The organism is Chthonobacter albigriseus, assembly GCF_013839445.1.
GTDB classification, from domain to species: Bacteria; Pseudomonadota; Alphaproteobacteria; order Rhizobiales; family Pleomorphomonadaceae; genus Chthonobacter; species Chthonobacter albigriseus.
In genome coordinates, this window is sequence record NZ_JACDIT010000004.1 from 128356 (window position 1) to 153698 (window position 25343).

Consider the following 25343-nt stretch of genomic DNA (forward strand, 5'->3'; position numbering starts at 1 on the left):
TTGTCATCGCCCCGTGAAAAGGCGGGCCGCCAGCCGTTCAGGCAGGCCCGAATGCTCGATCTTCCGCGCCGCCGCCTCCACGTCATAGGGCACGCGGCGCCATGTGATCTCGTTGCCGTCGAGGTCGTAGAGGCCCCAGCAGGCCCGCGAATCGCCATCCCGCGGCTGACCGACCGCACCGATCACCGCGTGGTAGCGTCGGATCGGCGACAGCGGCACGGCCTTGTCGGCCACCGGCCGGAAACTCAGCATCTTGCCCGTGGAGAGCGCCCCGGCGATCGTGTGGAACAGCGCCGGCACGTGGGTGTGGCCGCTGACGATCACCCGCGCGTCGGTGGAGGCGAAGCTCGCCGCCGCGTCGGAGGCCTCCATCACATAAGGCCAGCTCTCCGGATGATGGGCGCTGGCGTGGACGAACAGCGCGTCGCCCTCGTGGTGGGCGAGCGGCAGCGATTTCAGGAAGCGGATGTGATCGTCGCCGAGCTTGGGGATGGTCCAGCGGATCGCCGTGGCGGCCGTCTCCGACATGCCCTTGGGGCCGAGGAACGCCGCCTGGTCGTGGTTGCCGAGCAGCGCGACGGCGCCCTTGTCGACGAGGTCGGCGACCGCCTCGACGCAAGGCCCCGGGTCGGCGCCATAGCCGACGATATCTCCGAGCACGACGATGCGGTCGACGCCCTCCGCCTCGACGTCGTCGAGCACTGCGGAAAGCGCCTCCAGGTTGGCATGGATGTCCGTGACGAGCGCAAGGCGCATCGTCTCCTCCCGATTGTCTTGTTATCTTCCAAGTATCGGGATTGCGCGCGGCCCGGGATAGTTGGACGTAATGCTGATAAGGGTTGCCGCCGCGGCGCAATACGAAGCCGTCGTCCGGCGCGGTCTTGCTTTTCCCGCCCCCCTCCTGTATGCACCCGCGATCGTTTCCGAACGATGCCCGGCTGGGGGCTGAACGGAAGGTCGTGACATCTATCCCGAAAGGGGCGCGTCGCGGCAGGACAGGTAAAATCGTCCGTCTTCCGGTGTCTCCGCTCTCGATCTCGTATCTGTCGAGCCTTTCCAGTGGGTTCGCAGAGGCTTGGCGCCGGGTCTGAATGTGAAACATGAGAAAGGCTGATCAGCACATGGCGCTCTACGAGCACGTGTTCCTGGCCCGGCAGGACGTGTCGAGCCAGCAGGTCGACGCTCTCGTCGACCAGTACAAGACCGTCATCGAGGGACTCGGTGGCCAGGTCAAGAAGGTGGAGAACTGGGGTCTCAAGGCCCTGGCTTACCGCGTCAAGAAGAACCGCAAGGCGCACTACGTGCTCCTCAACCTGGATGCCCCGCACGCGGCCGTCGCCGAGCTGGAGCGCCAGGAAGGGATCTCCGAGGACATCCTGCGCTTCACGACCATCCGCGTCGACGAGCTGGAGGAAGGCCCCTCGGCCATGCTCCAGAAGCGTGACCGCGACGACCGCGAAGGCGGCCGCGAGGGTCGTGACGGCCGTGGCGACCGTGGTCCCCGTGGCGACCGCGGCCCCCGCCGTGGCGGCTTCGAGCGTGGTCCCCGTCGTGACGCCGAGTTCGGAGGTTCCGAGGAATGATCGACATCAACCAGCTCCCGACGCGCCGGCCCTTCTTCCGTCGCCGCAAGACCTGCCCGTTCTCCGGCGCCAACGCCCCGAAGATCGACTACAAGGACGTCCGTCTCCTGCAGCGCTACATCTCCGAGCGCGGCAAGATCGTCCCCAGCCGCATCACCGCGGTTTCGGCCAAGAAGCAGCGCGAGCTCGCCACGGCGATCAAGCGCGCCCGCATCCTCGGCCTGCTGCCCTTCGTCATCAAGTGATGACCGGGCCCGCTCGCCGGGCCTCACGTTCTCCGGCGTCGCGCCGTTCTGGTGCGACGCCGTTTCCCTTGCAAGCTGGGACGCGGCCGCCAAGCGGCTCGGCTTCCCTAACCGCCGCGGCGCGGGACAGCGAACGATGACCATGACGACCAGACAGGCACTGATGGGCTTTGCCGGCGGCTTCGCATCCGCCCTGCTGCTCCTTGCCGTCACGTCCGGCGGCCCGCTGGCCTTCCCGCTCGCCACGCTCTTTCCGCTTCCGATCGCCATCGCCGGTCTCGGCTGGGGTTCGCTCTCCGGCCTGCTCGCCGCCGCGTCCGCCGCCGGCTTCATCGCCCTGCTGACCGCCTGGCCGATGGGTCTCGCCTTCTTCCTCATCTCCGGCGCACCGGTCGCCTGGTACGCCCACCAGATCGGCCTCGCCCGTCCGAAGGACGACGCCGATCCCGCCGCAGGGCTGGAGTGGTTCCCGATCGCTCGGGTGTTCGTGACCATCGTGGCGCTGACCACGATCACGCTCGCCGGGTCCATGTGGTACGGCGGCATCCTGCGCGAGGAGACGGCCGGCGTCTTCGCCGACCTGTTCGTCTCCATGGCCGAGGAGGGTGGCCCGTTGACCGCCGAGCAGAAGGCCGACGTGCCCGGCCTTGCAGCGGCCTACCTCCGTATCCTGCCGGTTTTCGCCGGCATCTCGTGGGTCTGCATCATGGTGCTGAATCTCTGGCTCGCCGCCCGCATCGTCAAGGCGTCCGGGCAGCTCCAGCGTCCGTGGGATTCGCTCCCCGATGTGACAGTCCTGCCTCAGCTGTCGGTGCCGGTGTTCCTAGGCGCGATGCTGCTCGCCTTCTCCGGCGGGATCGCCGCGCTCATCGGTGGGATCGCCACCGGCGCGCTCGGCATGGCCTTCGCGCTGATCGGCTTGGCCGTTGTCCATGTCCGCACCCGCGGCAATCCCGCCCGCGGACTGCTTCTCGGCCTGCTCTACTCCCTCGCCATTCTCTTCGTGCCCGTCCTGGCGCTGCTGGTCCTAGTCGGCCTGACCGACACCGTTCACAGCCTTAGAAACAAACGGGCCACGCCACCGGGGCCGATCGTCTGACGGCCCCCTGTCCTTGACCACCAAAAACCCGAAAACGGAGCCTACCGAAATGCAAGTCATCCTTCTGGAACGCGTCGCCAAGCTCGGCGCCATGGGTGAGACCGTCCGCGTCCGCGACGGTTTCGCCCGCAACTTCCTGCTCCCGCAGGGCAAGGCCCTCCGCGCCACCAAGGAGAACCAGGCCAAGTTCGAGAAGGAGCGCGCGAACCTCGAGGTCCGCAACGCCGAGCGCCGCAAGGACGCCGATACGGTCAAGGTCAGCCTCGACCAGCGCTCCTTCGTCGTCGTCCGTCAGGCTGCCGAGACCGGCCAGCTCTACGGTTCGGTGTCGAGCCGCGACATCGCCGATCTCCTGACCGAAGCCGGCTACACCGTCGGCCGCAGCCAGGTCGCGTTGAACACCCCGATCAAGGAAATCGGCCTGCACAGCGTCGAGATCGTTCTCCACCCCGAAGTTTCGGCGACCATCACGATGAACATCGCCCGCTCCGAGGATGAGGCGAAGCGCCAGGCGACCGGCGAGGACCTCACCGCGAGCGCCCGCGAGGAGACCTTCGTCCGCGAAGTCGGCTCGGTCATGGACGAGGAAGGCAACGATCGCGAGGAGCTCTGAGCTTCTTCCGCAGAGTGCCGGATATCGGAGAGGCGCCCTTTCGGGGGCGCCTTTTTCGTTGCCGGAGAGAACAACTTCAACCTTCAGCGGGCAAACCGTGTCAATTCGATACGGTCGCGGACGCCGAACTTTTCACGCCTGTTGCCCCGCTGCTGACACCTCCCTGTGGATATGACTCGTAGACTGCATCCGTCGCGATCAGCGTCGAGAATCACGCGACGCAGCGGTATAGAACGAGGTTCCCTTCCGCACGCCCCACGAGGATGACGTCAGGACCATGGTCGCTCCGGCCCGCAAGATTGAAGAAGCCACTGCGCTCGCCCGCCTCGCACCCCACAACGTGGAGGCCGAACGGCAGCTGCTGGGCGCGATGCTGATGAACAACGAGACGTTCTTTCGCGTCTCCGACTTCCTGGAAGCCGCGCACTTCTTCATCGAGCAGCACCGCGGGATCTACGAGAAGATCGGCCAGCTGATCCGGGCCGGCAAGGTCGCCTCCCCGATCACGCTGAAGACCTTCTATCCCGCCGACTACCAGATCGCCGAGATGCCGATCACGCAGTACCTGCTGCGGCTGGCCTCCGAAGCGACCACGATCATCAACGCCGAGGACTACGGCCGCATCATCCACGACCTCGCCGTCCGCCGGAACCTGATCCGGATCGGCGAGGACATGGTCAACATCGCCTTCGACGCGCCGATCGACATGCCGCCGCGCGCGCAGATCGAGGACGCCGAGCGCCGGCTGTTCGAGCTGGCCGAGACCGGCCGCTACGAGGGCGGCTTCCACACCTTCTCCGACGCCCTGCGCGACGCCATCGACATGGCCGCCGCCGCCTACCAGCGTGACGGCAACCTGTCGGGCATCTCGACCGGCCTCTCCGACCTAGACCGCCAGATGGGCGGCCTGCAACGCTCGGACCTGGTGATCCTCGCCGCCCGCCCCGCAATGGGCAAGACGTCGCTCGTTACCAACATCGCCTACAACGTGGCCGCCGCCTACGAGGCGGTGGAGCAGCCGGACGGCACGATGAAGACCGTCAACGGCGGCATCGTCGGCTTCTTCAGCCTGGAAATGTCGTCCGAGCAGCTGGCGACGCGTATTCTCGCCGAGCAGGCGGAGATCTCCTCGTCCGACATCCGCCGCGGCTCGATCGACGAGAACCAGTTCGCCAAGCTCGCCGCCGTCGCCCAGCAGATGCAGACGCTGCCGCTCTACATCGACCACACCGGCGGCATCTCGATCGCCCAACTCGCCGCCCGCGCCCGCCGGCTGAAGCGCCAGCGCGGCCTGGACGTGCTGATCGTCGACTACCTCCAGCTTCTCTCCGGCTCGTCGAAATCGGCCTCCAACGGCCGCGTCCAGGAGATCACCGAGATCACCACCGGCCTGAAGGCCTTGGCCAAGGAGCTGAACGTTCCGATCGTGGCGCTCTCCCAGCTTTCACGCCAGGTGGAGAACCGCGACGACAAGCGCCCGCAACTCGCCGACCTTCGTGAATCCGGCTCCATCGAGCAGGACGCCGACGTGGTGATGTTCATCTACCGCGACGAGTACTACATGCAGGCCAAGAAGCCGAAGGAAGGCACCGAGGAGTTCTTCAAGTGGCAGGCCGAGATGGAGGCCGTCGCCGGCGTTGCCGAGGTGATCATCGGCAAGCAGCGCCACGGCCCGACGGGCACGGTCCAGCTGGCCTTCGAGGCCCAGTTCACGCGGTTCGGCAACCTCGCGCGCGAAGACTATCTGCCGGCCCGGATGGAATAGGCCGGACGGCGGCCGGAACACCGCTCGTCCCGGCCCACCTTCGCTGCGCGATCTCACACCCTTTCAACAGGTTATCCACAGACCTTCCACAGCTTCCCCCTACTCGGCGGGAAGCTGGTTGGCTGCGTCGCCCTGCATGACGGCGGCGGTCGGGACCACGAAGACAGGACGCGGCGTCGGTTCGGTCGTGATCACCGGCACCGGCTCACCGAGCGCCTTGCAGAGCTCGACTTCCAGTTCGTCCGTGTACCACTGCACGAGATCCTTCACGCCCATCTCGATCTGCGCCGAATAGGGCCCGGGCTCGTATTTGGACGTGTTGATGCCGAGCTGGTTCCACTCGGACAGCTCCTTGTCTTCCTGGTTGGTCGCCTTCCAGACGGCGGTGAGGTGCTCCACGTCGTAGTCGACACCTTCCACCGCGTCCTTGTGGACCAGCCACTTGGTAACGAGCTCGGTCTCCTGCGGGCCCTTGGGCAGCACCCGGAAGGCCATGGAGTGGTCGGCGAGGAGATGGTTCCAGTTGTTCGGCAGCGACAGCATGCGGACCGAGCCGAGGTCGGAGTCCGGCAGGTTGCCCATCAGCCGCGTGGTGACCAGCTTGCCGTCCATGGTCATCGACTTGTGCCCGTCGATGAACGGCAGCCGCACGGCGCGGTAGCGGATGTGCGGATCCGTCGGGCCGACGGGAATGCCCTGGCTCTCCCACTCGGCGTTCTTCTGGCGCATCAGCGCGACATACTTCGGATCGACGCGCGGATCGTCGGGGTTGTCGAACTCGGCCAGCGTGCGCAGGAGCTCCGGATGATTGGCCGCGCAGTGATAGCACTCGCGGTTGTTCTCCATGACGAGCTTCCAGTTGGCCTTGTCGTTCAGCACCTGGGTGTAGGCGACCTTGGAGTTCTCCACGTCCTGCGGCGCGATGAAGGGCTCCAGCGCCGCACGCATGTCGGCGAAGGGCGGCGCCTCCTCGGCGAGCGAGATGAAGATCCAGCCCGCGACGTTCTCCACATGGACCGGCTTCAGGCCGAACTCGCGCCGGTCGAAGTCACCCTCCATGTAGCGGGTGCGGATCAGCTCGCCGTTGAGGGCGTAGGACCACTGGTGATAGGGGCAGACCAGCCGCTTCGACGAGCCGTGGCTTTCCAGGCAGATGCGTGCGCCGCGGTGGCGGCAGGAGTTGGCGAAGGCGCGGATCTGGCGGTCGTTGTCGCGAAGGATGATGACGCTGTCGGCGCCGATCTCGACGGTGGTCCAGTCGCCTGGGTTCGGGATCTCGCAGGACAGCGAGACGAAGATCCAGTTGCGCTGCCAGATATGCTTCAGGTCGAGCTCGTGGAACGCCTGCTCGGTGTAGAAGGGCTGCGGCAGCGACCAGTGCTTGCGGCGGCTGCGCAGGAGATCCAGGGCGTAGGCCTCGACGGCTTTCATCTCGACAGGAAGCATGGCGTCCTCGGCAGGGCGACAGCCGGGCGCGGCCCGGCGGGGTTGAAACCGGAATGTGGGGAATCGATGCCGGCCAGCAAAAGGGGCCCGGCGGTGCGAATGTCGTCACGCGGCGAGAACATGGGTGCCCTCCCCTGCCACGATCCGCGAAACCTCCTCCGCGGGCCGCTCCCCGAGCACGCCGGCCGCGACGATGTCGGCGATCAGCGGTGCGAACTTGAAGCCGTGGCCGGAGCAGGCCGAGAGCACCCAGCCCCGGGTCCCGATCGGACGGGCGAGGAAGGCCTCTTCGGGGCGGACGGTGTAGTAGCAGATCTTCCGTTCCAGGACGGTATAGCCATCGAAACCGACGAAGGATGCGTCGATCGCATCCAGGAGGCGGGCGACGTCGTCGGCTCGGGCGGTCCGGTCATCGTCGGCGTCGCCGGTCATCGTGAACACGTGGTCGCCGACCTTCAGGCGCGTGCCCTCCCGCGGCGGGATCGTGTAGATGCCCTGGTCGCCGGCGAAATCGACCACCACGGGCGCCTTCGACCAGCGCTCCGCAAAGCCCACCGGCGGCGCAAGGTAGACGACCGCCTGGCGCGACGGCACGGCTGTCTCGGCGAGCGACGGCAGCAGCTTCGGCATCCAGGCACCGGCCGCCACCACGACCGCATCGGCGCCGATCTCGCCGCGGCTGGTGGAAACGACGCCGCGCTCCGCATCCACCGCCGTGACCGCGGTGAACGGGTGGAACGTCACGCCCATCCGGGAAAGGTGGACGGTGAGGTCGCCAAGGATGCGCGTGTTGAACAGCATGCCGTCGGCCGGCGTCTCGAAGGCGGACTTCACCCCGGCTGGGTTGATCATCGGCAGGCGATCGGCGAGTGCGTCGAGCGGGATCTCGCGCATGGTCGCGCCAGTCTCGCGCATCACGGCCGCGGACCGGGCGGCATAGTCCTCGTTGCCGCGCAGGACGAAGATCGACCCGGTCTGCGCGAAATGGCGGGTGCCGAGGTCGGCGAACAGCCGGTCCCAGGCCGCGAAGGCGGACGGCATCATGCGGCCGTAGCCCTCGAAGGCACCATAGGCGTGCCGGATGACGCGGTGCTCGTCGTGCGAGGAGGAGACGGGGTTGGGCACCGGCCCCTGCTCCACGACATCGACCTTCGCGCCACGCCCGGCGAGCGCCCGGGCGAGGGTCAGCCCGCCGATCCCGGCCCCGACGACGCAGATCCTCGTCATTCCGCCGCCCCCTCGACCGTCGGGGCATGCTGCCCGGGAGCCGCGGCCACCAGCTCGCGCGTATAGGGATGCTCCGGCGCTTTCAGCACCTTGCGCGCCGGCCCGTACTCCACCACCTCCCCCCGCCGCATGACGGCGATGAAGTCGGCGATCTGGGCGGCGACGCGCAGGTCGTGGGTGATGAAGAGCATGGTCATGCCCGTCTTCTTCTGGAGGTCGTCCAGAAGGTCCAAGACCTGCGCCTGCACCGACACGTCGAGCGCCGAGACGCTCTCGTCGGCGATGACGATCTCCGGGTTCATCGCGAGCGCGCGGGCGATCGATATGCGCTGGCGCTGGCCGCCGGAGAAGTTCTCCGGCCGCCGGTCGAAGGCCTCCCGCGGCAGGCGGACCAGATCGAGCAGTTCGAGCGCGCGCGCCTTCGCGCCCTGCAGGCTCGACCCGCCGAGAACGCCGGCGCGGGTCAGCACGTCGCCGACGGTTCGGCGCGGATTGAGCGAGCCGAACGGGTTCTGGAAGATCATCTGGATCAGCCGGCGGCGTTTCTGCAGCTCGCCGCCCGAGAGCTGCGTATAGTCCACGCCGCCGACTCGGATGGAGCCGCCGCCCGGCTCGTGAAGCCGGATCAGCGTGCGGGCAAGCGTCGACTTGCCCGACCCGGACTCACCCACGACCGCCAGCGTGGACCCCTGCGGGATCGCCAGCGACACCTCCTTCAGCGCCTTCACCGGGCCATAGAAGGCGACCAGATCGGTGCAGGTGACCGCCGGCGGCTTCGACAGGTCGGTGGTCCGCGGCGGCGGGTTCAGCGACGGCACGGCTGCGATCAGCGAGCGCGTGTAATCAGCCTTCGGCCGGTCGAGCACGTCGGCGGCAGGCCCGATCTCCACCAGCTTGCCGTGCCGCATCACCGCCACCCGGTCCGCCACCTCGCGCACCACGCCGAAGTCGTGGGTGATGAACAGGATGCCGTGGTGGTGGCCGGATCGGAGTTCGTTGAACAGCTTGAGGATCTGGGCCTGGGTGGTGACGTCGAGCGCCGTGGTCGGCTCGTCGGCGATCAGAAGCTTGGGCTCCAGCGCCAGCGCCATCGCGATCACCACGCGCTGGCACTGCCCGCCGGAGATCTCGTGCGGATAGGACTTGTAGATCCGGGCGGGTTCCGGCAGGTGCGTCGCCTCCATCAGCGCCATGGCACGGGCGCGGCGCTCCTCGGCCGGGATCTTGGTGTGGATCTCGAACACCTCCTCGACCTGCTTGCCGACGTGGATCGCAGGATTGAGGGCCGCCATCGGGTCCTGGAACACCATCGCGATCTCGTTGCCACGGATGGCGCGGAGCTCGGCGCCTTTCAGCTTGGCAAGGTCACGCCCGCCGAAGCGGACCGACCCGCCCGCAAGTTTCAGCCCGCGCGGCAGGGCGCCCATGACCGCCGCCGAAAGGATCGACTTGCCCGAGCCGGACTCGCCGACGACGCAGAGGATCTCGCCCTTGCGCACCTCCAGCGAGACGTCCTCGACGGCGTAGGGCCGATCCGCCCCGCGCGGCAGCGCAACGGTGAGCCGGTCGACAGTGACGACGGAGGCTTCGCTCATCGGGCCGCTCCTTGGTTGGTGGTGGGGATCGTGGAGCGGTTCATGGTCACGCTTCCTTTCCGCCGCTGCGGACCGGCGACAGGCCGACCTCGCGGATGCCGTCGGCCAGCAGGCTGAGTCCGAGCGTCATCATGGAGATGGCGATGCAGGGGAAGATCACCATGTGCGGGAAAGCGATCGCCATCGGCCGCCCGTCGTTGACCATGCCGCCCCAGTCCGGCGTCGGCGGCGGCAGTCCGAGCCCCAGGAACCCGAGCACGCCGATGGTGATGGTGGTGTAGCCGAGCCTGAGGCAGGCATCGACGATCAGCGGGCCGGCGGCGTTCGGCAGGATTTCCGCGGCCATGATCCGGAGCGGGCTCTCTCCCTGCACGATCGCTGCCGCGACGTAGTCCTGTGCTGCGATGTCGATGGTGAGGGCCCGCACGATGCGGAAGATGCCCGGCGCCGAGGCGAAGGTGACCGCCAGCACGATGTTGATGCCGGACGCGCCGAAGGTCACGATCACCAGGATGTAGAGGACGAGCACCGGGAAGGAGAGGATCACGTTGGCGACGAACGACAGCACCCGATCCACCCAGCCGCGGTAGAAGCCAGCGGCCAGCCCCATCGCCAGGCCCACGACGAAGGCCGTGGCGGTGGCGAGCCCCGCCCAGAGCACCACGGTCCGCGCGCCGTAAACGAGGCGGGAGAAGATGTCGCGACCGAGCAGGTCGGTGCCGAGGAAGTAGAACGATCCGTCCGGCCCGGTGGAAAGCGGCAGTTGCAGCGGCGCCTTGTTCTGCAGGGGGTCGTAGGGCGCGATCCAGGGCGCGAACAGCGCGCAGACCACCCAGATGCCGACCATCAGGCCACCGACGACGACGGTGGGGCTCTTCAGCCCGGCGACGAGACGTGCCGTGTTCATGTGGTGGCTCCCGCCGGTTCGTCGCCGAAGCGGATGCGTGGGTTGAGCAGGCGGTAGAGCACGTCGGAGATCAGTTGGGTGGCGACCACGACCACGACGCTGACCATGGCGCAGGCCTCGATCAGATAGACGTCGGTGTTCAGCGCCGCCTCGTAGAGCAGCGTGCCGAAGCCCTTGTAGGCGAAGAACACCTCCACGACGATCACCCCGGAAAGAAGCCACGGGATCTGCAGCATCACCACCGTCACCGGCGCGATCAGCGCGTTGCGCAGCGCGTGGCGAAGCACGATCCGCGAGGTCGAGGCGCCCTTCATCAGCGCCGTGCGAACATAGGGACTGCGCATCGCCTCGACCATCGAGGCGCGGGTGATGCGGGCGAGATAGCCGGCCGAGTAGAGGGTCAGCACCGAGACCGGGAGGATCATTTCCGTCACGGAGAAGCCCGAGAGCATGGTGGACGCGCCCGGCAGCAGGCGCAGCCAGAACACGAAGATGGCGGAGAGGAACACTGCCGTCGCGAATTCCGGGATAGAGGTGGTGAGCACCGAGAAGAACGACACGCCCCGGTCCACCGCCGAGCCCTCGCGCATGCCAGCGAGCACGCCGAGGATCAACGCGACCGGCACCATGATGGCGAGCGTGATCCCGGCAAGGATCCCCGTCGCCGCCAGACGCTGCGGCAGGATCTCCAGGATCGGCACCCGGTAGTGGGTGGACGAGCCCCAGTCGAGCGTCACGAAGTTCCACAGCCAGCGCAGGTAGCGCAGCACGAAGGGGTCGAAGTAGCCGTTCTCCTGCAGCCACGCCTGCCGCTGGTCCGGCGCCGAATAGGCGCCGAGCACCTTCACCGCCACATCCTCCACGTTCGCCTCCAGCACCAGGAAGACGATGAAGGACACCGTGAGCATGGCGCCGAGCACTTCGGCGAGTTTGACGAGGAGATAGCGGGACATCGGACCTCGTAGGGTATGCGGATTTCAAAGGTACTTCGGATGGGGCGGGCGACGTGAGATGCCGATGAGTAAAATGCGTGGGTGGTCCGCCTTCGCGGACCATGACGGCGGATAGGGGGAGGCAGCCCTGCACCGTCGAACAGACCCGGATACCCGCTGCCCCAACTCGTCTTGGTCCGCGAAGGCGGACCACCCACGCATCTATCCGTTCTCGGGCTTGTGCAGACCTGCCCTCCGGGCACGGGCCGACTGCCCACTCGGGGCGGTCGGCCGCACTCGTTCGCGTCAGGCCGAGAGCCAGACCTTGTCCATCTTGAAGTAGTCCGACGGATGCAGCTTGAAGTTCTGCACCTTGTCGGAGTGGGCGGTGAACTTGCCGGCCCAGTAGGGCTGCACCATCACGGCGGCGTCCTGGAGGATCTGCTCGACCTCCACCATCGCCTTGGCGCGTTCCTTGGGATCGACGATGCCCATCGCCTTGTCGAGGGCGGCGTCGAACTTCGGATCGGAGTACTTCGCCTCGTTCCAGACGGCGCCGGTGCGGTAGGCCAAATTCAGCGTCATCACGCCGAGCGGCCGGTGCGACCAGAAGGTCAGCGAGAACGGAGCCTTGTCCCAGATGTTCCAGTACTCGGTCGCCGGCAGCACGTTGAGCTTGATGCGGATACCCGCTTCGGCCACCTGCTGCTGCAGCACCTGGGCGGTGTCCTGCTCCCACTTGCCCTGGGTGTTGCCGACCGTCATCTCCACGTCGACGCCGTCCGGATAGCCGGCTTCGGCCAGGAGTTTCTTGGCGCCCTCGACGTCGCGCTTCAGCGGCGGCAGCGGCGCGTACTCCGGATGGAAGGGGGCCACGTGATGGTTCTCGCCGACGGTGCCCTTGCCGCGGTAGGCCAGTTCCATGATCTGCGCGTTGTCGGCGGCCATCACCATCGCCTTGCGGACGCGAATGTCGTCGAACGGCTTCTGCGGCTGCATGCGGATGCAGAGCGTCTGCGCCGCGTCGCCGGTGAGGAGCTTCACGCCCGGCAGCTTGTCGACGATGTCGAGCTCGGCGATCGTGATGCGGTAGAGGAGGTCCACCTGCCCCGCGGCGAGCGCGGCGACATGCGTCGCGACGTCGGCGCCGAGGTCGAGGTACTGGATCTCGTCGAGCAGCGCCTTGTCGCCCCAGTAGGCGTCGTTGCGCTTGAACACGGCCTTCTGGCCGACCGCGTACTCGGTCATCAGGAACGGGCCGGTGCCGACCGGGTCCTTCGACCAGTCGCCCTTGAAGTTGCGGTTCACGATCGCGCAGGTGAAGGCGTAGAGCATCTCCGGCAGCGCGAGGTTCGGCTGGCTGAGCGTCAGCACGATCTCGTGGTCGCTCTTCTTCTCGATGTTCGAGATGATCTCGAAGGAGGTGCGGTTCGGCGACTGGCTGTCCTTGTCGGTCCAGCGCTTCAGGTTGAAGATCACGTCGTCGGCGTTGAAGTCGTCACCGTTGGTCCACTTGACGCCCTGGCGCAGCTTGAACGTCCAGGTCTTCAGGTCTTCCGAGGGATCCCAGCTTTCCGCCAAGTAGGGATGGGTGATGTTGTTCTCGTCGACTTCGGTGAGGAACTCGCATGAGTTGCGGATCAAATCGGACGCCTCGACCCAGTTCACCATCATCGGATCGGTGACTTCCTGGATCTGGCAGGCGAAGCGCAGCGTGCCGCCCGCCTTGGGTGCATCCTGCGCAGCCGCGCTGCCGACGAGCGGAAGCCCGATCTCGCCGAGGAAGGCGTTCGCCGAAACCGCCGAAACGCCGAGCAGGCACACCGTCCGCAGGAAGGCGCGGCGGTCGATGTCGCCGCTGGCGACCTGTTCGCAGAGATCGGTGACCTTGGAATGCGTCGGTCGTCCGCTGTTTGTCCAGAGCTTGAAAGCCATTGATGTTCTCCCTTGTTGTCATCGGCGGAGGAAGGGGTCGGGCAGTCCCCTGTTTGTTGATGATCCCCGAATCCGGCCAGACCGCCGACCGTCCCCTGTTTGCGTGTAAGGCTTATGAAATCAGTGTGCTTTTCAGCCTCTCCTCATCGAGTTCGTAGCCCATGCCGGGCGTGTCGGAGAGGCGGATCCAGCCGTCGGCGTCGACGCTGAACGGCACCGTCATCATGAAGTCGCGACGCGCGAGGCTCCACTCCGGCGGATCGTACGGGAACTCCAGGAATTTGGCATCGGAAAGTGCAGCCGTAAGGTGCGCGTTCGCGACCACGCCCATTCCGTTCGTCCAGGTATGCGGGGTGAAGGCGACGTTCGCCTCCTGCGCCATCAGCGCCACGCGGCGCAGGCCCGTGATGCCGCCGACCAGCGCCGCGTCTGGCTGCAGCACATCCAGGCAGCCGTCGCGGACGAGGTCGCGGAAGACGGACAGCTCGCGGGTCATTTCCCCGCCGGCGATCCGCACGTCGACCATCTGGCGGAGCTGGCGCATGCCATCCCGGTCGGCCCGGTGCAGCGGCTCCTCCATCCAGTAGACGCCAAGTCGCTCCAGCTCGCGACCGACCTGCAGCGCGTCCTTGAGCGTCCAGGGCGCGACCGTGTCCCACGGCATCCGCCAACCCTGGTTGCAGTCGACCATCAGCGTCAGCCGATCTCCGACCCGCGCCCGGACCGCCTCGAGGGCTCTGATGTCGTCCTGCCACTTGCCGCGCTGGAAGCGGATCTTCATCGCCGGATAGCCCTCGGCGATGAAACGTTCTGCCGCGTCGGCCATCCCCGCGGGATCGCGCAGCGTGCCGGACGAGGCATAGGCGCGGACCTTGTCGTTGAGGCCGCCGAGCAGCTTCCACACGGGTTGGCCGGTGATCTTGCCGGCAAGGTCCCAGAGCGCCAGGTCGAGCGGCCAGGACCGACCGTAGTGGAAGTCGAGGTGCGAGAGCACCCGGTAGTGCCGCTCCAGCAGCATCGGATCCTGCCCGACGAACAGGTGCTCGTGGCCGGCAAAGCCGAGCATCAGGTCGCCTGAGGCCACGCCGACATGACCGTCGTCAGTCGCGACCCGCACGATGGTCGCGTCGAAATGGGTGCGCGGCCGGCTGTCCCACGACGCCACGAAGGGCGGCTCCAGCGGCAGCCGGTGATGGGTGATCGTGATCCGCTCGATCCTGCTCAAGGCCCTGCCCTCACCCGAAGTGCGTCCAGACCGTCTTGAAGTCCATGTACTTGTCGATCGCGTGCGGGCTCCGGTCGCGCCCGAAGCCGGACTGCTTGAAGCCGCCGAACGGCGTCGCCAAGCTCGACCGGTCATAGGTGTTGACCCAGACCGTCCCGGCGCGGATCGCCGACGACAAACGGTGGGCCTTGCCCATGTCGGCGGTCCATACGGCCGCGGCGAGACCGTAGATCGTGTCGTTGGCGAGCCTGACCGCATCGGCCTCGTCGTCGAACGGGATCACCGCGAGGACCGGCCCGAAGATCTCCTCGCGCTCGACCCGCATGCCGGGCTTGACCTCGTCGAGGACGGTGGCTTCAACATAGGCGCCGCCGGGGAGATGATCCGCCCGCCGTCCGCCGATGGCGACGACGGCGCCCTCCTTGCGGCCGATGTCCACATAGGAGAGCACGCGGTCGGCATGCCGCGCCTCCACCAGCGCCGCCATTTTCGAGGACGGATCAAGCGCGTGGCCGAGGCTGATGGTGGCCGCGTGGGCGGCGATCCGCTCCACCAGCCGATCCTTGATCCGCCGATCCACGATCACCCGCGATCCGGCATGGCAGGTCTCGCCCTGGTTGTAGAAGATCCCCCAGGCGATGGCGCTCGCGGCGGCGTCGAGGTCGCCGCAATCGGCCAGCACCACGTGCGGGCTCTTACCGCCGCATTCGAGCGCCACGCGCTTCATGTTCGACTGGCCCGAGGCGACGAGCATGAGCTTGCCGACCTCGGTCGAGCCGGTGAACGTGATCATGTCCACGTCGCCGTGGAGGGCGAGCGGGGCGCCAGCCGTCTCGCCGAAACCCGTCACGACGTTGAGCACGCCGTCCGGCAGCCCCGCGTCGGCCGCGAGTCTGGCGAGCAGCAGGGCCGACAGCGGCGACTGCTCCGCCGGCTTCAGCACGACCGAGTTGCCCGCGACCAGCGCCGGTCCGAGCTTCCAGGCGGTGATGATCAGCGGGTAGTTCCACGGCACGATCGCGCCGACGACGCCGAGCGGCTCGCGGCGGATCAGCGCGAGGTCGTTCGGACCGGTGGGCGCGACCTCGTCCACGAGCTTGTCGGCGAACTCGGCGTAGTACTGGATGCAGTCCGCCGCGAACGGCGCGTCGACCGCCAGCGAATCGGAGATCGGCTTGCCGACGTCCAGCGTCTCCAGAAGGCCGAGCTCCTGCGTGTGGCTGCGGATCAGGTCGGCAAACCGGTGCAGGACCGCCTTCTTTTGCTTGGGCTCTAGGGAGCGCCAGCGGCCGTCCTCGAACGCCGCGCGCGCGGCCGACACCGCTCGGTCGACGTCGGCGGCCGCCCCGCTCGCGACCTCTGCGATCACCCGCCCGTCCACCGGCGACACCTTGGCGAAGGTCTCGCCCGACGCGGCGTCGACGAAGCGCCCGTCGATGAAGAGGCGGCTTTCCGGACGCAGCACCCCGGCGGCGGTCTCCCAGTCGGCGCGGGTTGCGGGGAAGGTGGCGGGCTTGTTCATGACACGTCCAGTCGGGCTGCAGGCGTTTCGGTCATTCCTGTTCCAGCACGCGGCGGGCGAAGACGAGGAGATCGTCGTCCGTCACCGGCCGCGCGTTCGACCGACGCATCGGCGCGTTCTCCGGCGCGGCCATCTTGGCGGCGAGCGCCTCGGCGGTGAGGTCGTCGAAACCCTCGCCCCGCAGCGAAACCTTGACGCCCGAGGCGCGAAGGAGCCGCTCGTAGGCGCCGGCGAGAGCCGCTGCCCCGCCCTGCTCACCCATGGCGGAAGCGACGGCGGTGAACCGCCCGTCCGGGTCCTGCTCGGCGTTCCAGGCGAGCGTGGCGAGCACGGCCACACCGACGGCCCGGCCGTGGTGGATCGGCCGGAGCGAAGCGAGCGCGTGGCCGATGTTGTGCCCGATCGCTGTGCCCGCGTTGTCGATGGCGACGCCGGCGAGCGCGGCGGCGAGCTGCAGCCCGGCGCGGGCCTTCAGGTCGCCGGGCGACTGCACGGCGGTGAGCAGGTGGCGCGCGACGAGGCCGATGGCGGCATGGGCGTAGACGTCGTTGGCGGCGGTCGCGTTGACGTTGGTGGAGGCTTCCATGGCATGGACGAAGGCGTCGATGCCGGTGGCGGCGGTGAGGTGGGCCGGCAGGCCGACGGTGACGGTGGGGTCGAGCACGACCTCCTCCGCCTTCATCTCGTCGCCCCAGAGCCAGGTCTTGGAACCGTCGGGAAGGGTGAGGACGGAGACGCGCGTCGTCTCCGAACCGGTGCCGGATGTGGTCGGAATGCAGATCTTGGGCAGCGGCCGGACGGGCAGCGGGTTCGCGCAGAGCGCGTAGTCGGAGGCCGGACGGCTGCCCGGCGCGATGCAGGCGACCGCCTTGCCGAGGTCGAGCGCCGAGCCGCCGCCGAGCGCGACGACCAGCGCGGCCTTTTCGGCCCGGGCGATGTCGGCGGCCGCATCGGTGGAAGACGTCGTCGGGTCCGACTTGAAGGCGTCGAACACCAGCGGCGCGAAGCCGGCCGCGGCGAGGCTGGCGACCGCACGGTCGGTGATGCCGGACGCCTTGAGGCCGGGGTCGGCCACCAGGAGAACCGCTGCGCCCGCGGGCGCATGCCGAGCGGCGAGCGCCCCGATGCGGTCGAGGGCGCCGTCTTCCTGGATCATTCTGGGTACGCGGTCGAGCATCACGGCGGTTCAGCCCCCCTCGGCTGCAGGCAGTGGACTGCACGTCTTCGGACCGGCCCTCCCCCGTCCGGGAGGACGGCCCCCTTCAGGCCCTCAGCTTCTTCCCCTCCGGGTCGTAGAGCGGATCGTTGGCGACCGTCGCGGCGAAGCGCTGGCCGAGATACTCCACCTCCAGCGCCTCGCCCGTGGTGGCGAGTTCCACCGGCAGGTAGGCGTAGGCGATCATCTTGCGCACCGCGTAGCCGTAGTTGGCACTGGTGACGTAGGCGACCGGTTTGCCGTCCTTCAGCACCGGCTCCTTGCCGAGCAGCACGCCGGCCGGATCGTCGAGCGTGATGCAGCAGAGCTTGGAACCGACGCCCTTCGCCTTCTGCGTCTCGATCGCGCCGCGGCCGATGAAGTCGCCCTTCTTCAGGTTCACCGACCAGCCGAGCCCGGCCTCCAGCGCCGTATGGTCGCCGGTCAGATCCGCCCCGGCGAGGCGGTAGCCTTTCTCGATGCGCAGGCTGTCGAGCGCGCCGATGCCGCACTGGACGAGCCCGTGCTCGGCGCCGGCCGCGACCAGCAGGTCCCAGGCCGCGCGGCCGTGCGGCGCCGGCACGTAGAGCTCGAAGCCGAGTTCGCCGGCATAGGAGATGCGCAGCGCCCGGGCCGCGACGTAGCCGATCGTGATCTCGCGGGACTTGTAGTAGGGCAGCCCGGCGTCGGAGACGTCGCTGTCCGATACGGCCGCCAGGATCTCGCGCGCCTTCGGGCCCCAGAGGCCGATGCCGCAGAGCTCGTGCGTGACGTTGCGGATGCGCAGCTTGTCCGCGCCGAGCCCCTTGGCGCGGGCGACGCGCTGCATGTGGGCGAGGTCGGAGAGACCCGATCCGGTGCCGGTGAGGATCAGGAACTCCGCCTCGCCGGTCCGCGTCACCACCATGTCGGACATCACGCCGCCGCGCTGGTTGAGCATGCAGGTGTAGACCACCTGCCCGACCGCCTTGTTGACGTCGTTGGCGAGCACATAGTTGAGGAAGGTCGCCGCTTCGGGGCCCTCCACGACCAGCTTGGTGAAGGTGGAGATATCGTAGAGGCCGGCGGAATGGCGGGTGGCGAGCGCCTCGGCGCCCTGGATCGGCGACCATTCATAGGCCGCCCAGCCCTCGCGCTTCGGCAGGTCCAGGTTGGCGGTGAGGTGCGCGTTGGCCTCGTTCCAGGCCGGGCGCTCCCAGCCGGCGACTTCCCAGAAATGGGCGCCGTTGGCCAGATGCCGGTCGTGCATCGGCGAGGTTCTGAGGCCGCGCGCCACGGTCGGCACCGCCAGCGGATGGATGATGTCGTAGACCTCGCGGTACTGCTGCGAGCCGCGGTCGTTGACGTATCTGCGCGTGGTCTGGAACTTGGCGAAGCGGTTGACGTCGGACTCGCGGATGTCGACGCCCGGATCGCCCTCGATCATCCAATGCGCCATCGAGCGGCCGATGCCGGCCGAGTGGGTGATCCAGACGCCCTCGCAGACCCAGAAGCCCGGCAGCTCCGCGTGCTCGCCCATCAGCGGCATGCCGTCGGGCGGGAAGGAGAAGATGCCGTTGAAGGCATCGGCGTTGGCGACGTCCTTGACCAGCGGGAAGAGGTTCACCGTGGCGCGGTGGCACTCCTCGAAGTGCTCCGGCGTGAACTCCATGCAAGACGGCATGCGCGGCGCCAGCTTGAACGGCAGCAGCGTTTCCGCGTCCACCGGCAGCGGCGCGTGGCGGTAGTTGCCGATGCCGAACTGGCCGAAGTGCTGGCGGAAGTAGAGCGAGTTGTCCTGCGCGCGGATCAGCGGCATGACGCTTTCGATCGTGCCGCCCTGGCTGAGCTCGGTAAGCGCCGGCAGATCCTCGGTCTTGACGTACTGGTGCTGCATCGGCTGCAGCGAGATCGGCACGCCGGCGAGGCGGCCGACCTTGGGGCCCCAGATGCCGGCGCAGCAGAGCACCATCTCCGCCTCGATCCGGCCCTTGTCGGTGACGACGGCGGACACGCGGCCGTTGGTGCGCTCGAAACCGGTGACCTCCACTTCGCCGTGGAAGTCGATGCCGGCCGCCCGCGCCGCGATGCCCATCGCCTCGGCGGCGAGCAGCGGACGGCCGATGCAGTCGTCCGGCACATAGAGGCCGCCGTGGATTTTCGTCTCGTCGATGATCGGGATGTGCTTCTTGACCTCGGACGGGGTCAGGATCTCGCCCGGGATGCCCCAGCTCTGCTGCAGCCCGCGCCGGCGCTTGGCCTCCTGCAGGCGCTCCGCCGTTTCGGCGAGCTCGATGCCGCCGAGGAAGGCCGCGCCGGTCTTGCCGTCCACCTCGAGGCCGGCGAACAGGCCGATGGTGTAGCGCGCCCAGGTCGACATGGTGCGCGACGTGTTGGTCTGGAACATGCCGCCGGGCGCATGGCTGGTGGACCCGCCGGTGCGGAACAGCGGTCCCTGGTCGATGACCACCACATCGGTGACGCCGAGCTTGGCCAGGTGGTAGGCGGTCGACGTGCCGGCGATGCCTGCGCCGATGATGACGATGCGCGCCCGATCCCGCATGAACCCACTCCTCCGACCGCCCGAATGCAGCGGAACCTAGGCTCGCGAAAAGCGACGGCGGTGTAAAAGGACAGGCGCGACATGAGGGGCCGCGAATGCGACACGGATGACGGGAACGTTCAAGTGGAATGAAGACGAACCGAACCACATGACGGCGGAACGCGGAACATGGGCGAAGGCTCAGCAAAAAGGAAGCCTGCTGTGTTGACAGGCCGCCCGAATCTGATCGATAGTTTACACGCTTTACGCGAGTGGGCTGAAAAGCCTTGTCGGGCGATACGCCAGACATGTCTGCATTGAACGAGAATGGCGCCTCGGATTGGCCTTGGCTTTCCTTGCCCCTTCGGGCCGCTCTCTTCGTTCGCTTCAAGAAAAGCCAAGGCCAATCCGAGCCTTGCGAAGGTAAAGCGTGTTATTCAGCAACGAGACGAGCGAGTTTCTGAGGCTAATCGACTTCGAAAATTCGAAGATCGTGCTGCCTCGGAAACTCGTGTTTTTGTGCGGTGGCAAGGCTTCCCGCATCGCTGGATCACCATCCTCACTTCGCGAGTTGCTGCTTCAGAAATCATCAGAAACGGGTTCTGAAGGCAGAATTGGAGAAGCGGAGGTTTTGTTAGCAGAAGATGCAGTTTCGGCATTGGCAAAAAGCGCCTTTAAGAACCTATTGGATTTGGAAGAATTCATTGCCGCTATTGTACAGTCCGTGATACTTATTGTCGAAAGCCCTGGATCGATGTGTGAACTTGGAGCGTTCGTAAAAACTCGTGAAATACGCGAAAAGTTGATCGTTGTGCTGCAAGGTGAGTTCAAAAACGTCCAATCTTTCATAACTGTTGGAGCTGTTGCATATTTGGAGGAGCAGTATGCCCCGTCCCAAATACTGGCGTTTCACTGGAATACAAGTCGCGAACAGGTAGTTTCTGCCCCAGACTACATGCTAAGTGAGATGCTATTGGCAATACCGGATGCGATGGCGCAGGTCCAAGCGGATCACCAACTCGAGGCGTTTAGAAGCGATCGAATTGGGCACCTTATTTATTTAACGCTAAGCTTCTGCCATGTTCTGCGCGCTGCCAAATTAGCGGATCTAAAGCTATGCTTTTCTGATGCTGGCTTCGGAATCGAAGAGATAACAATTAGGCGGTGTTTAGACACATTGATAATCTGCAAACTTGTCAAAGCTGTTGAGCATGGAAGGCTCACTTACTACGTTTCCCTTGCAGACCGCATGCCATTAGAGATTGCATTCAAGAATGGGACACCAAATAGAGACCGCGATACTTTGCGTTGGGTTACACGAATAGCCGAATCAATCGAGAATAATGAGAAGCATCGAACCGAAATGTTTCGGGACCACCGTCGATGAGCCAATCATCCCAAACTTTGATTTCGATGTGCGCGAAACGTTTCAGCCTTACTGAGGCCGAAATACGATCGATCGCCGCCACCGCTCCAAGACGATACTTTGTTTGGACTGTTCCAAAAAAGAGTGGTGGTACAAGATTGTTATGTCACCCCGCAAGAGAGTTAAAACGGATACAGCGGTATTTCAATTCCGCCTTTCTCTGCTCATTACCTGTTCACTGCGCCGCAACAGCTTATCAGCCAGGTAGTTCGATTCGAATAAACGCCGAACTACATTCGGAATCAAGGGCGATAGTAAAACTAGATTTTTCCGATTTTTTTAGTAGCGTCAGCGCATCCGATTGGGTGAAATATGCCCGAACGCACTTTACTCATTGGAACGAAGACGACCTTCGCTTCAGCACTCGAATTCTATTCTGGGGAAAATCTTCCCAGACACCGACTTGCTTAGCAATCGGTGCGCCAACATCTCCAAAGATATCTAATGCGCTTCTCTACGACGTTGACGTGAGACTAAATGACTACGCTTGCGAAATGGGTTTTATATACTCGCGATACGCAGACGATATAACTTTTTCGTCGAAATCACTTATAAATCTTGATAAAGTGAAGAATTATGTCAAAACGACACTTGATGAAGCCAAATATACGCAGCTGCGTCTGAATGACGAGAAAACACGACTTCTGACAAAGAAGCATTGTAGGAGAGTCACCGGTCTTGTAATCACGCCAGAACACAAAGTCTCAATTGGGCGGGAGAGAAAGCGACTGATTAGCTCGATGTGCCACCGTTTTTCGCATTCGGAGTTACCTAGCGAAGACCGATCTAAGTTGCGCGGACTGATTGCCTTCGCATTAGATGCTGAGCCATCTTTTGTTACGACTCTACGCAGGAAGTACGGCTCACAGGTTGTAAGTCGTGCGCTCTGTGAATCGCAAGGTTAGCTGTGGTAGTTCTAGGACATTCTAGTCGGAGAGATGTCCTCACCTGCTCAGCCTTACCATCCCCCCCGCTCCGCTCGCCGCGCCCGCCAGGGGCGTCCCACTCCCCGACGTATACGCGCGGATGGTGATCGGGGCGTTCAGGTTCATGCGGCCGACGAAGAGGCCGCTGTAGGCGGCGGAGACGTTGATGTTGGTGTTGCCGTTGAGCCAGAGGTTGGTGCGCGGTAGGTAGACCACGCCTTCCAGCTTGGTGTTGGCGTCGCCGTTGAAGTGCATCTCCTTGTAGGTGCCGGCGGCGATCGTGTTGGACTGGAACATCACCATGCCGGCGTAGGGCCCGCTCTTCATGCCGGTGAGGCTGAGGTTCGCCTGCCCGTTCATGCGCAGTTCGGAACTTGAGGTGGGGAGGAACATCAGCACCGACTCGCCGGAGATCCTGGAGCCGCTGTTGAGCAGCACCTGCTTGCGGAAGGTGTAGATCCCCGGCTTCAGCGTGATGGTGGAGTTGCTGTTGAGGGTGACGTTGCCGCAGTAGACGCCGGGATTGAGTTCCAGCGATTGCCCGCTGTTCAGGAGGATGCTCGATGTCTGGTCGCAGGCGGCGCTGGCGTCCGTCGGGTCGGGCAAGCTGGCGAACGGATCGTTCTCCACCGGCGCGCCGGTCTTCGGCGTCGGTGTGATCGTGGCGTTCTGCCCCTGCTGGAACACCTTGCCGACGACGTTGACCTCCGACCCCTTCACGTAGCTGTTGGCGTTGAGGTAAATGGCCTTGGAGTGCGCCGAGTTCACCTGGACCGGACAATCCGCATCGATCCCGCCGCCGGAGTTGGCGTAGACGCTCTGGCCGTCCGGGCTGAGCACCACCACGCAGGGCCCCGGCGCCGAGCCCATCGCCTCGCTGGTGGCGGCAATCTCCATCGTCGGCACGCCGAGCAGCATCATGAGGCTCGTCGGCACCTCATCCGTGCCGGTGACGCGGACGGTGCCGCCCTCGATCGTCACCACGGGCGTCAGGGCCGCGTCGTAGTTGGCCTGGAAAGCGGCAACGGCGGCAGGCGTGCGCGCGTCGCCCTTCTGCGCCGCCCCGGCCAGCGCCGCAATGTCCACCGCGTCCTGCAGGCGGTTTCGCGCGCCCAGCGCAACACCGTAGTCCACGGCCAGGCCGACTGTTCCGGTGACGGCCAAAAGAAGGATGCCGAACAGGGCTGCGGTGTTCCCGCGCTCGTCGATGCGAAACAGCCGTAACATGGACTTCCTCACAGTGGCCGTTGGTTGCCCTGTGAAGAGTAGGTTATGTCAGTTTAGACCCTGTAAAATTTTGCGGTTAAACCGCCGGTTTTGACACTTTATCGGGCGCGCCGACCGTCAACCCACCCGGTACCGCCCCAGAAACTCCGTCTGGAACTTCTCCGGGATCCGCACGGTGAGATGCAGCCCATCCTCCGGGTCGTCGTCGCGGTCCAGCACCTCGCCGTGGCTGTAGAGCCAAGCGAGGCCTTCGCCGTCGGTCTTGTCGACCACCACCGCGAAGGTGGGGCGGTCGCCAACGAGGCGGGCTTCGATGGCTGCGACGAGGGCGTCGATGCCCTCCCCCGTGACGGCGGAGATGGCGAAGCGCGCCTGCCCGCCGGGATCGGCCGTGGCGGCCTGATCCAGGAGGTTCTGCCGGCGGACCTCGTCCACGGCGTCGATCTTGTTCCAGACCTCGATGACGCGCGTGGGGTCCTTCGGGTCCACCTCCAGGCGGCGCAGCACCTCCTCCACGTCCTCGGCCTGCGCCTCGGTATCGGGATGCGAGATGTCGCGCACGTGGAGGATGATGGCCGCCTCGATCACCTCTTCCAGCGTGGCGCGGAAGGCCGCGACGAGGTGCGTCGGCAGGTTGGAGATGAAGCCGACCGTGTCGGACAGGATCGCCTCGGTGCCGTGCGGCAGCTGGATGCGCCGCAGGGTCGGGTCCAGCGTGGCGAACAAGAGGTCCTTGGCGAAGACCTCGGACTCCGTCAGCCGGTTGAACAGCGTCGACTTGCCGGCGTTGGTGTAGCCGACCAGCGCGATCACCGGATGCGGCGCCTTCTGGCGCTGGCGGCGGTGCAGGTCGCGGGTGCGTCGCACCTGGTCCAGCTCCTCCTCCAGCTTGGCGATCTTGTCCTGCAACTGCCGCCGGTCCGCCTCGATCTGCGTCTCGCCCGGGCCGCCCATGAAGCCGAAGCCGCCGCGCTGGCGCTCCAGATGGGTCCATGAGCGCACGAGGCGCGACTTCTGATAGTTGAGATGCGCCAGATCCACCTGAAGCCGGCCTTCGCGCGTGCGGGCCCGCTCGCCGAAGATTTCCAGGATCAGCCCGGTGCGGTCGATCACCTTGGCGCCAAGCGCCTTTTCAAGGTTGCGCTGCTGGATGGGGGTGAGCGCGTGATCGACGATGACGAGCTCGGCCTCGTGGGTCGCCACGGCGAGCTTGATCTCCTCCACCTTGCCGGTGCCGATCAGCGTCGCCGGCCGCACGGTGGTGATCCGCACCGGCATCGCGGCCTTGACGTCCAGGTCGATGGCGAGCGCCAGCCCGATCGCTTCGGCGACCCGGGCGTCCATGCCGCGGCTGGCCGTGCGGCCCCGCTCCAGGTCCGCCTGGCGCTGGGCGCGGTTGTCGATCTCCGGAACGACGACGACCGCCCGGGTCCTCTCGCTCAGCCGTGACGTGGTGCGCGGTCGCGGACCGGTGAGCCCGCTGCCGTCCTTGGGATCCCGATGATCCAAACAACCTCCCTTGGGTTCCGGCTTGTTCTTGTCGTAACCGGCAACCTGTCGATTTGATCCCTCATGCGCTCCGGTGTGCGGCAGGGCCTGTCACGCCCGCCGCACGGGCCGAATCGTCCATCAGCCGCTTGCTTCCTCGCCCTGTTCGAAGAGCTGGACCGGCTGCGCCGGCATGATGGTCGAGATCGCATGCTTGTAGACGAGCTGGGAATGCCCGTCCCGCCGCAACAACACACAGAAGTTGTCGAACCAGGTCACCACGCCCTGAAGTTTGACGCCGTTCACCAGGAAAATCGTGAGTGACGTCTTGTTCTTGCGAACATGATTGAGGAATGTGTCCTGCAGGTTCTGAGCTCGGTCCGCCATTGTCCGTTTGCCTTTATGGATTGGCGTTGTCGTTTGATTATGCGTATGCGTCGCCATGCTGCGCTGCGATAGGCCGCGC

At 65.9% G+C, this 25343-nt stretch carries 21 protein-coding genes; 7 read left to right on the forward strand and 14 right to left on the reverse strand.

All coding sequences use genetic code 11. The annotated features are described in order from the left end of the window. Positions 1 to 3: 3 nt before the first annotated feature. A complete protein-coding gene (locus tag HZ321_RS12895; protein WP_181702767.1) occupies positions 4 to 756 on the reverse strand; it encodes a metallophosphoesterase family protein in 753 nt (250 codons plus the stop codon). A gap of 365 nt (positions 757 to 1121) precedes the next feature. On the opposite strand from HZ321_RS12895, the gene rpsF reads away from it, so the two are divergent. The 5 genes from rpsF (at position 1122) to HZ321_RS12920 (ending at position 5305) form a co-directional block, all read left to right on the forward strand. After that, on the forward strand, positions 1122 to 1583 hold the full coding sequence (gene rpsF / locus HZ321_RS12900) for a 30S ribosomal protein S6 (RefSeq protein WP_181702980.1): 462 nt from the start codon (positions 1122 to 1124) through the stop codon (positions 1581 to 1583). Then, positions 1580 to 1828, forward strand: coding sequence for a 30S ribosomal protein S18 (gene rpsR, locus HZ321_RS12905; protein WP_181702768.1), 249 nt, complete (start codon positions 1580 to 1582; stop codon positions 1826 to 1828). Before rpsF ends, rpsR begins: the two co-directional genes overlap by 4 nt. Before the next feature lie 136 nt (positions 1829 to 1964). Next, positions 1965 to 2927, forward strand: a complete 963-nt coding sequence (locus tag HZ321_RS12910) for a DUF2232 domain-containing protein (RefSeq protein ID WP_181702769.1) — start codon at positions 1965 to 1967, stop codon at positions 2925 to 2927. 49 nt (positions 2928 to 2976) lie between these two features. Beyond that, positions 2977 to 3540 carry a 50S ribosomal protein L9 gene (gene rplI / locus HZ321_RS12915; protein WP_181702770.1) on the forward strand — a complete coding sequence of 188 codons (564 nt, stop codon included), beginning with the start codon at positions 2977 to 2979 and terminating at the stop codon, positions 3538 to 3540. Between the two features lie 277 nt (positions 3541 to 3817). Then, positions 3818 to 5305, forward strand: coding sequence for a replicative DNA helicase (locus tag HZ321_RS12920; protein ID WP_181702771.1), 1488 nt, complete (start codon positions 3818 to 3820; stop codon positions 5303 to 5305). Between the two features lie 99 nt (positions 5306 to 5404). On the opposite strand, the gene HZ321_RS12925 is transcribed toward HZ321_RS12920, so the two are convergent. From HZ321_RS12925 to HZ321_RS12970, 10 genes are all read right to left on the reverse strand, one after another. Further along, positions 5405 to 6751 carry an aromatic ring-hydroxylating oxygenase subunit alpha gene (locus tag HZ321_RS12925; RefSeq protein WP_181702772.1) on the reverse strand — a complete coding sequence of 449 codons (1347 nt, stop codon included), beginning with the start codon at positions 6749 to 6751 and terminating at the stop codon, positions 5405 to 5407. Positions 6752 to 6856: 105 nt separating this feature from the next. Then, a complete protein-coding gene (locus HZ321_RS12930; RefSeq protein WP_181702773.1) occupies positions 6857 to 7978 on the reverse strand; it encodes an NAD(P)/FAD-dependent oxidoreductase in 1122 nt (373 codons plus the stop codon). Continuing rightward, positions 7975 to 9573: a dipeptide ABC transporter ATP-binding protein gene (locus HZ321_RS12935; RefSeq protein ID WP_181702774.1), complete on the reverse strand. Its 1599-nt coding sequence runs from the start codon at positions 9571 to 9573 to the stop codon at positions 7975 to 7977. Before HZ321_RS12935 ends, HZ321_RS12930 begins: the two co-directional genes overlap by 4 nt. Positions 9574 to 9619: 46 nt before the next feature. After that, positions 9620 to 10480, reverse strand: coding sequence for an ABC transporter permease (locus HZ321_RS12940; protein ID WP_181702775.1), 861 nt, complete (start codon positions 10478 to 10480; stop codon positions 9620 to 9622). After that, a complete protein-coding gene (locus tag HZ321_RS12945) occupies positions 10477 to 11433 on the reverse strand; it encodes an ABC transporter permease (protein ID WP_181702776.1) in 957 nt (318 codons plus the stop codon). Before HZ321_RS12945 ends, HZ321_RS12940 begins: the two co-directional genes overlap by 4 nt. A gap of 285 nt (positions 11434 to 11718) precedes the next feature. Further along, complete coding sequence (locus tag HZ321_RS12950; RefSeq protein ID WP_181702777.1) at positions 11719 to 13347, reverse strand: ABC transporter substrate-binding protein; 1629 nt, start codon at positions 13345 to 13347, stop codon at positions 11719 to 11721. A 112-nt stretch (positions 13348 to 13459) separates the two neighbouring features. After that, positions 13460 to 14572, reverse strand: coding sequence for a mandelate racemase/muconate lactonizing enzyme family protein (locus tag HZ321_RS12955; RefSeq protein ID WP_181702778.1), 1113 nt, complete (start codon positions 14570 to 14572; stop codon positions 13460 to 13462). A 10-nt stretch (positions 14573 to 14582) separates the two neighbouring features. Continuing rightward, on the reverse strand, positions 14583 to 16094 hold the full coding sequence (locus HZ321_RS12960) for an aldehyde dehydrogenase (RefSeq protein ID WP_181702779.1): 1512 nt from the start codon (positions 16092 to 16094) through the stop codon (positions 14583 to 14585). Positions 16095 to 16125: 31 nt separating this feature from the next. After that, positions 16126 to 17250 (reverse strand): iron-containing alcohol dehydrogenase, encoded by a 1125-nt coding sequence (locus HZ321_RS12965; RefSeq protein ID WP_181702780.1) that lies wholly within the window; start codon positions 17248 to 17250, stop codon positions 16126 to 16128. A 106-nt stretch (positions 17251 to 17356) separates the two neighbouring features. After that, positions 17357 to 19831 (reverse strand): GcvT family protein, encoded by a 2475-nt coding sequence (locus tag HZ321_RS12970; protein WP_181702781.1) that lies wholly within the window; start codon positions 19829 to 19831, stop codon positions 17357 to 17359. 409 nt (positions 19832 to 20240) lie between these two features. Between HZ321_RS12970 and HZ321_RS12975 the strand changes: the two genes are divergently transcribed. Together HZ321_RS12975 and HZ321_RS22035 are read left to right on the forward strand one after the other, a co-directional pair. Beyond that, complete coding sequence (locus tag HZ321_RS12975; protein WP_181702782.1) at positions 20241 to 21197, forward strand: retron St85 family effector protein; 957 nt, start codon at positions 20241 to 20243, stop codon at positions 21195 to 21197. Positions 21198 to 21223: 26 nt separating this feature from the next. Then, on the forward strand, positions 21224 to 22141 hold the full coding sequence (locus HZ321_RS22035) for a retron St85 family RNA-directed DNA polymerase (protein ID WP_425305402.1): 918 nt from the start codon (positions 21224 to 21226) through the stop codon (positions 22139 to 22141). Between the two features lie 39 nt (positions 22142 to 22180). Here HZ321_RS22035 and HZ321_RS12985 read toward each other — a convergent pair whose 3' ends face one another. From HZ321_RS12985 to hfq, 3 genes are all read right to left on the reverse strand, one after another. Continuing rightward, complete coding sequence (locus HZ321_RS12985) at positions 22181 to 23389, reverse strand: pilus assembly protein TadG-related protein (protein ID WP_181702784.1); 1209 nt, start codon at positions 23387 to 23389, stop codon at positions 22181 to 22183. Positions 23390 to 23506: 117 nt separating this feature from the next. Then, complete coding sequence (gene hflX / locus HZ321_RS12990; protein WP_425305400.1) at positions 23507 to 24898, reverse strand: GTPase HflX; 1392 nt, start codon at positions 24896 to 24898, stop codon at positions 23507 to 23509. 120 nt (positions 24899 to 25018) lie between these two features. Further along, on the reverse strand, positions 25019 to 25264 hold the full coding sequence (hfq, locus tag HZ321_RS12995; RefSeq protein ID WP_181702982.1) for an RNA chaperone Hfq: 246 nt from the start codon (positions 25262 to 25264) through the stop codon (positions 25019 to 25021). Positions 25265 to 25343: the final 79 nt, after the last annotated feature.

What these genes read in the sequence shown, in the direction of transcription:
- HZ321_RS12950 (WP_181702777.1), bottom strand. Translation starts at nt 13,347, where the DNA reads ATGGCTTTCAAGCTCTGGACAAACAGCGGACGACCGACGCATTCCAAG.
- HZ321_RS22035 (WP_425305402.1), top strand. Translation starts at nt 21,224, where the DNA reads ATGTGCGCGAAACGTTTCAGCCTTACTGAGGCCGAAATACGATCGATC.
- HZ321_RS12985 (WP_181702784.1), bottom strand. Translation starts at nt 23,389, where the DNA reads ATGTTACGGCTGTTTCGCATCGACGAGCGCGGGAACACCGCAGCCCTG.
- HZ321_RS12970 (WP_181702781.1), bottom strand. Translation starts at nt 19,831, where the DNA reads ATGCGGGATCGGGCGCGCATCGTCATCATCGGCGCAGGCATCGCCGGC.
- HZ321_RS12945 (WP_181702776.1), bottom strand. Translation starts at nt 11,433, where the DNA reads ATGTCCCGCTATCTCCTCGTCAAACTCGCCGAAGTGCTCGGCGCCATG.
- rplI (WP_181702770.1), top strand. Translation starts at nt 2,977, where the DNA reads ATGCAAGTCATCCTTCTGGAACGCGTCGCCAAGCTCGGCGCCATGGGT.
- rpsF (WP_181702980.1), top strand. Translation starts at nt 1,122, where the DNA reads ATGGCGCTCTACGAGCACGTGTTCCTGGCCCGGCAGGACGTGTCGAGC.
- HZ321_RS12910 (WP_181702769.1), top strand. Translation starts at nt 1,965, where the DNA reads ATGACCATGACGACCAGACAGGCACTGATGGGCTTTGCCGGCGGCTTC.
- hfq (WP_181702982.1), bottom strand. Translation starts at nt 25,264, where the DNA reads ATGGCGGACCGAGCTCAGAACCTGCAGGACACATTCCTCAATCATGTT.
- HZ321_RS12895 (WP_181702767.1), bottom strand. Translation starts at nt 756, where the DNA reads ATGCGCCTTGCGCTCGTCACGGACATCCATGCCAACCTGGAGGCGCTT.
- HZ321_RS12935 (WP_181702774.1), bottom strand. Translation starts at nt 9,573, where the DNA reads ATGAGCGAAGCCTCCGTCGTCACTGTCGACCGGCTCACCGTTGCGCTG.
- HZ321_RS12965 (WP_181702780.1), bottom strand. Translation starts at nt 17,250, where the DNA reads ATGATCCAGGAAGACGGCGCCCTCGACCGCATCGGGGCGCTCGCCGCT.
- HZ321_RS12960 (WP_181702779.1), bottom strand. Translation starts at nt 16,094, where the DNA reads ATGAACAAGCCCGCCACCTTCCCCGCAACCCGCGCCGACTGGGAGACC.
- HZ321_RS12925 (WP_181702772.1), bottom strand. Translation starts at nt 6,751, where the DNA reads ATGCTTCCTGTCGAGATGAAAGCCGTCGAGGCCTACGCCCTGGATCTC.
- HZ321_RS12920 (WP_181702771.1), top strand. Translation starts at nt 3,818, where the DNA reads ATGGTCGCTCCGGCCCGCAAGATTGAAGAAGCCACTGCGCTCGCCCGC.
- HZ321_RS12930 (WP_181702773.1), bottom strand. Translation starts at nt 7,978, where the DNA reads ATGACGAGGATCTGCGTCGTCGGGGCCGGGATCGGCGGGCTGACCCTC.
- HZ321_RS12940 (WP_181702775.1), bottom strand. Translation starts at nt 10,480, where the DNA reads ATGAACACGGCACGTCTCGTCGCCGGGCTGAAGAGCCCCACCGTCGTC.
- rpsR (WP_181702768.1), top strand. Translation starts at nt 1,580, where the DNA reads ATGATCGACATCAACCAGCTCCCGACGCGCCGGCCCTTCTTCCGTCGC.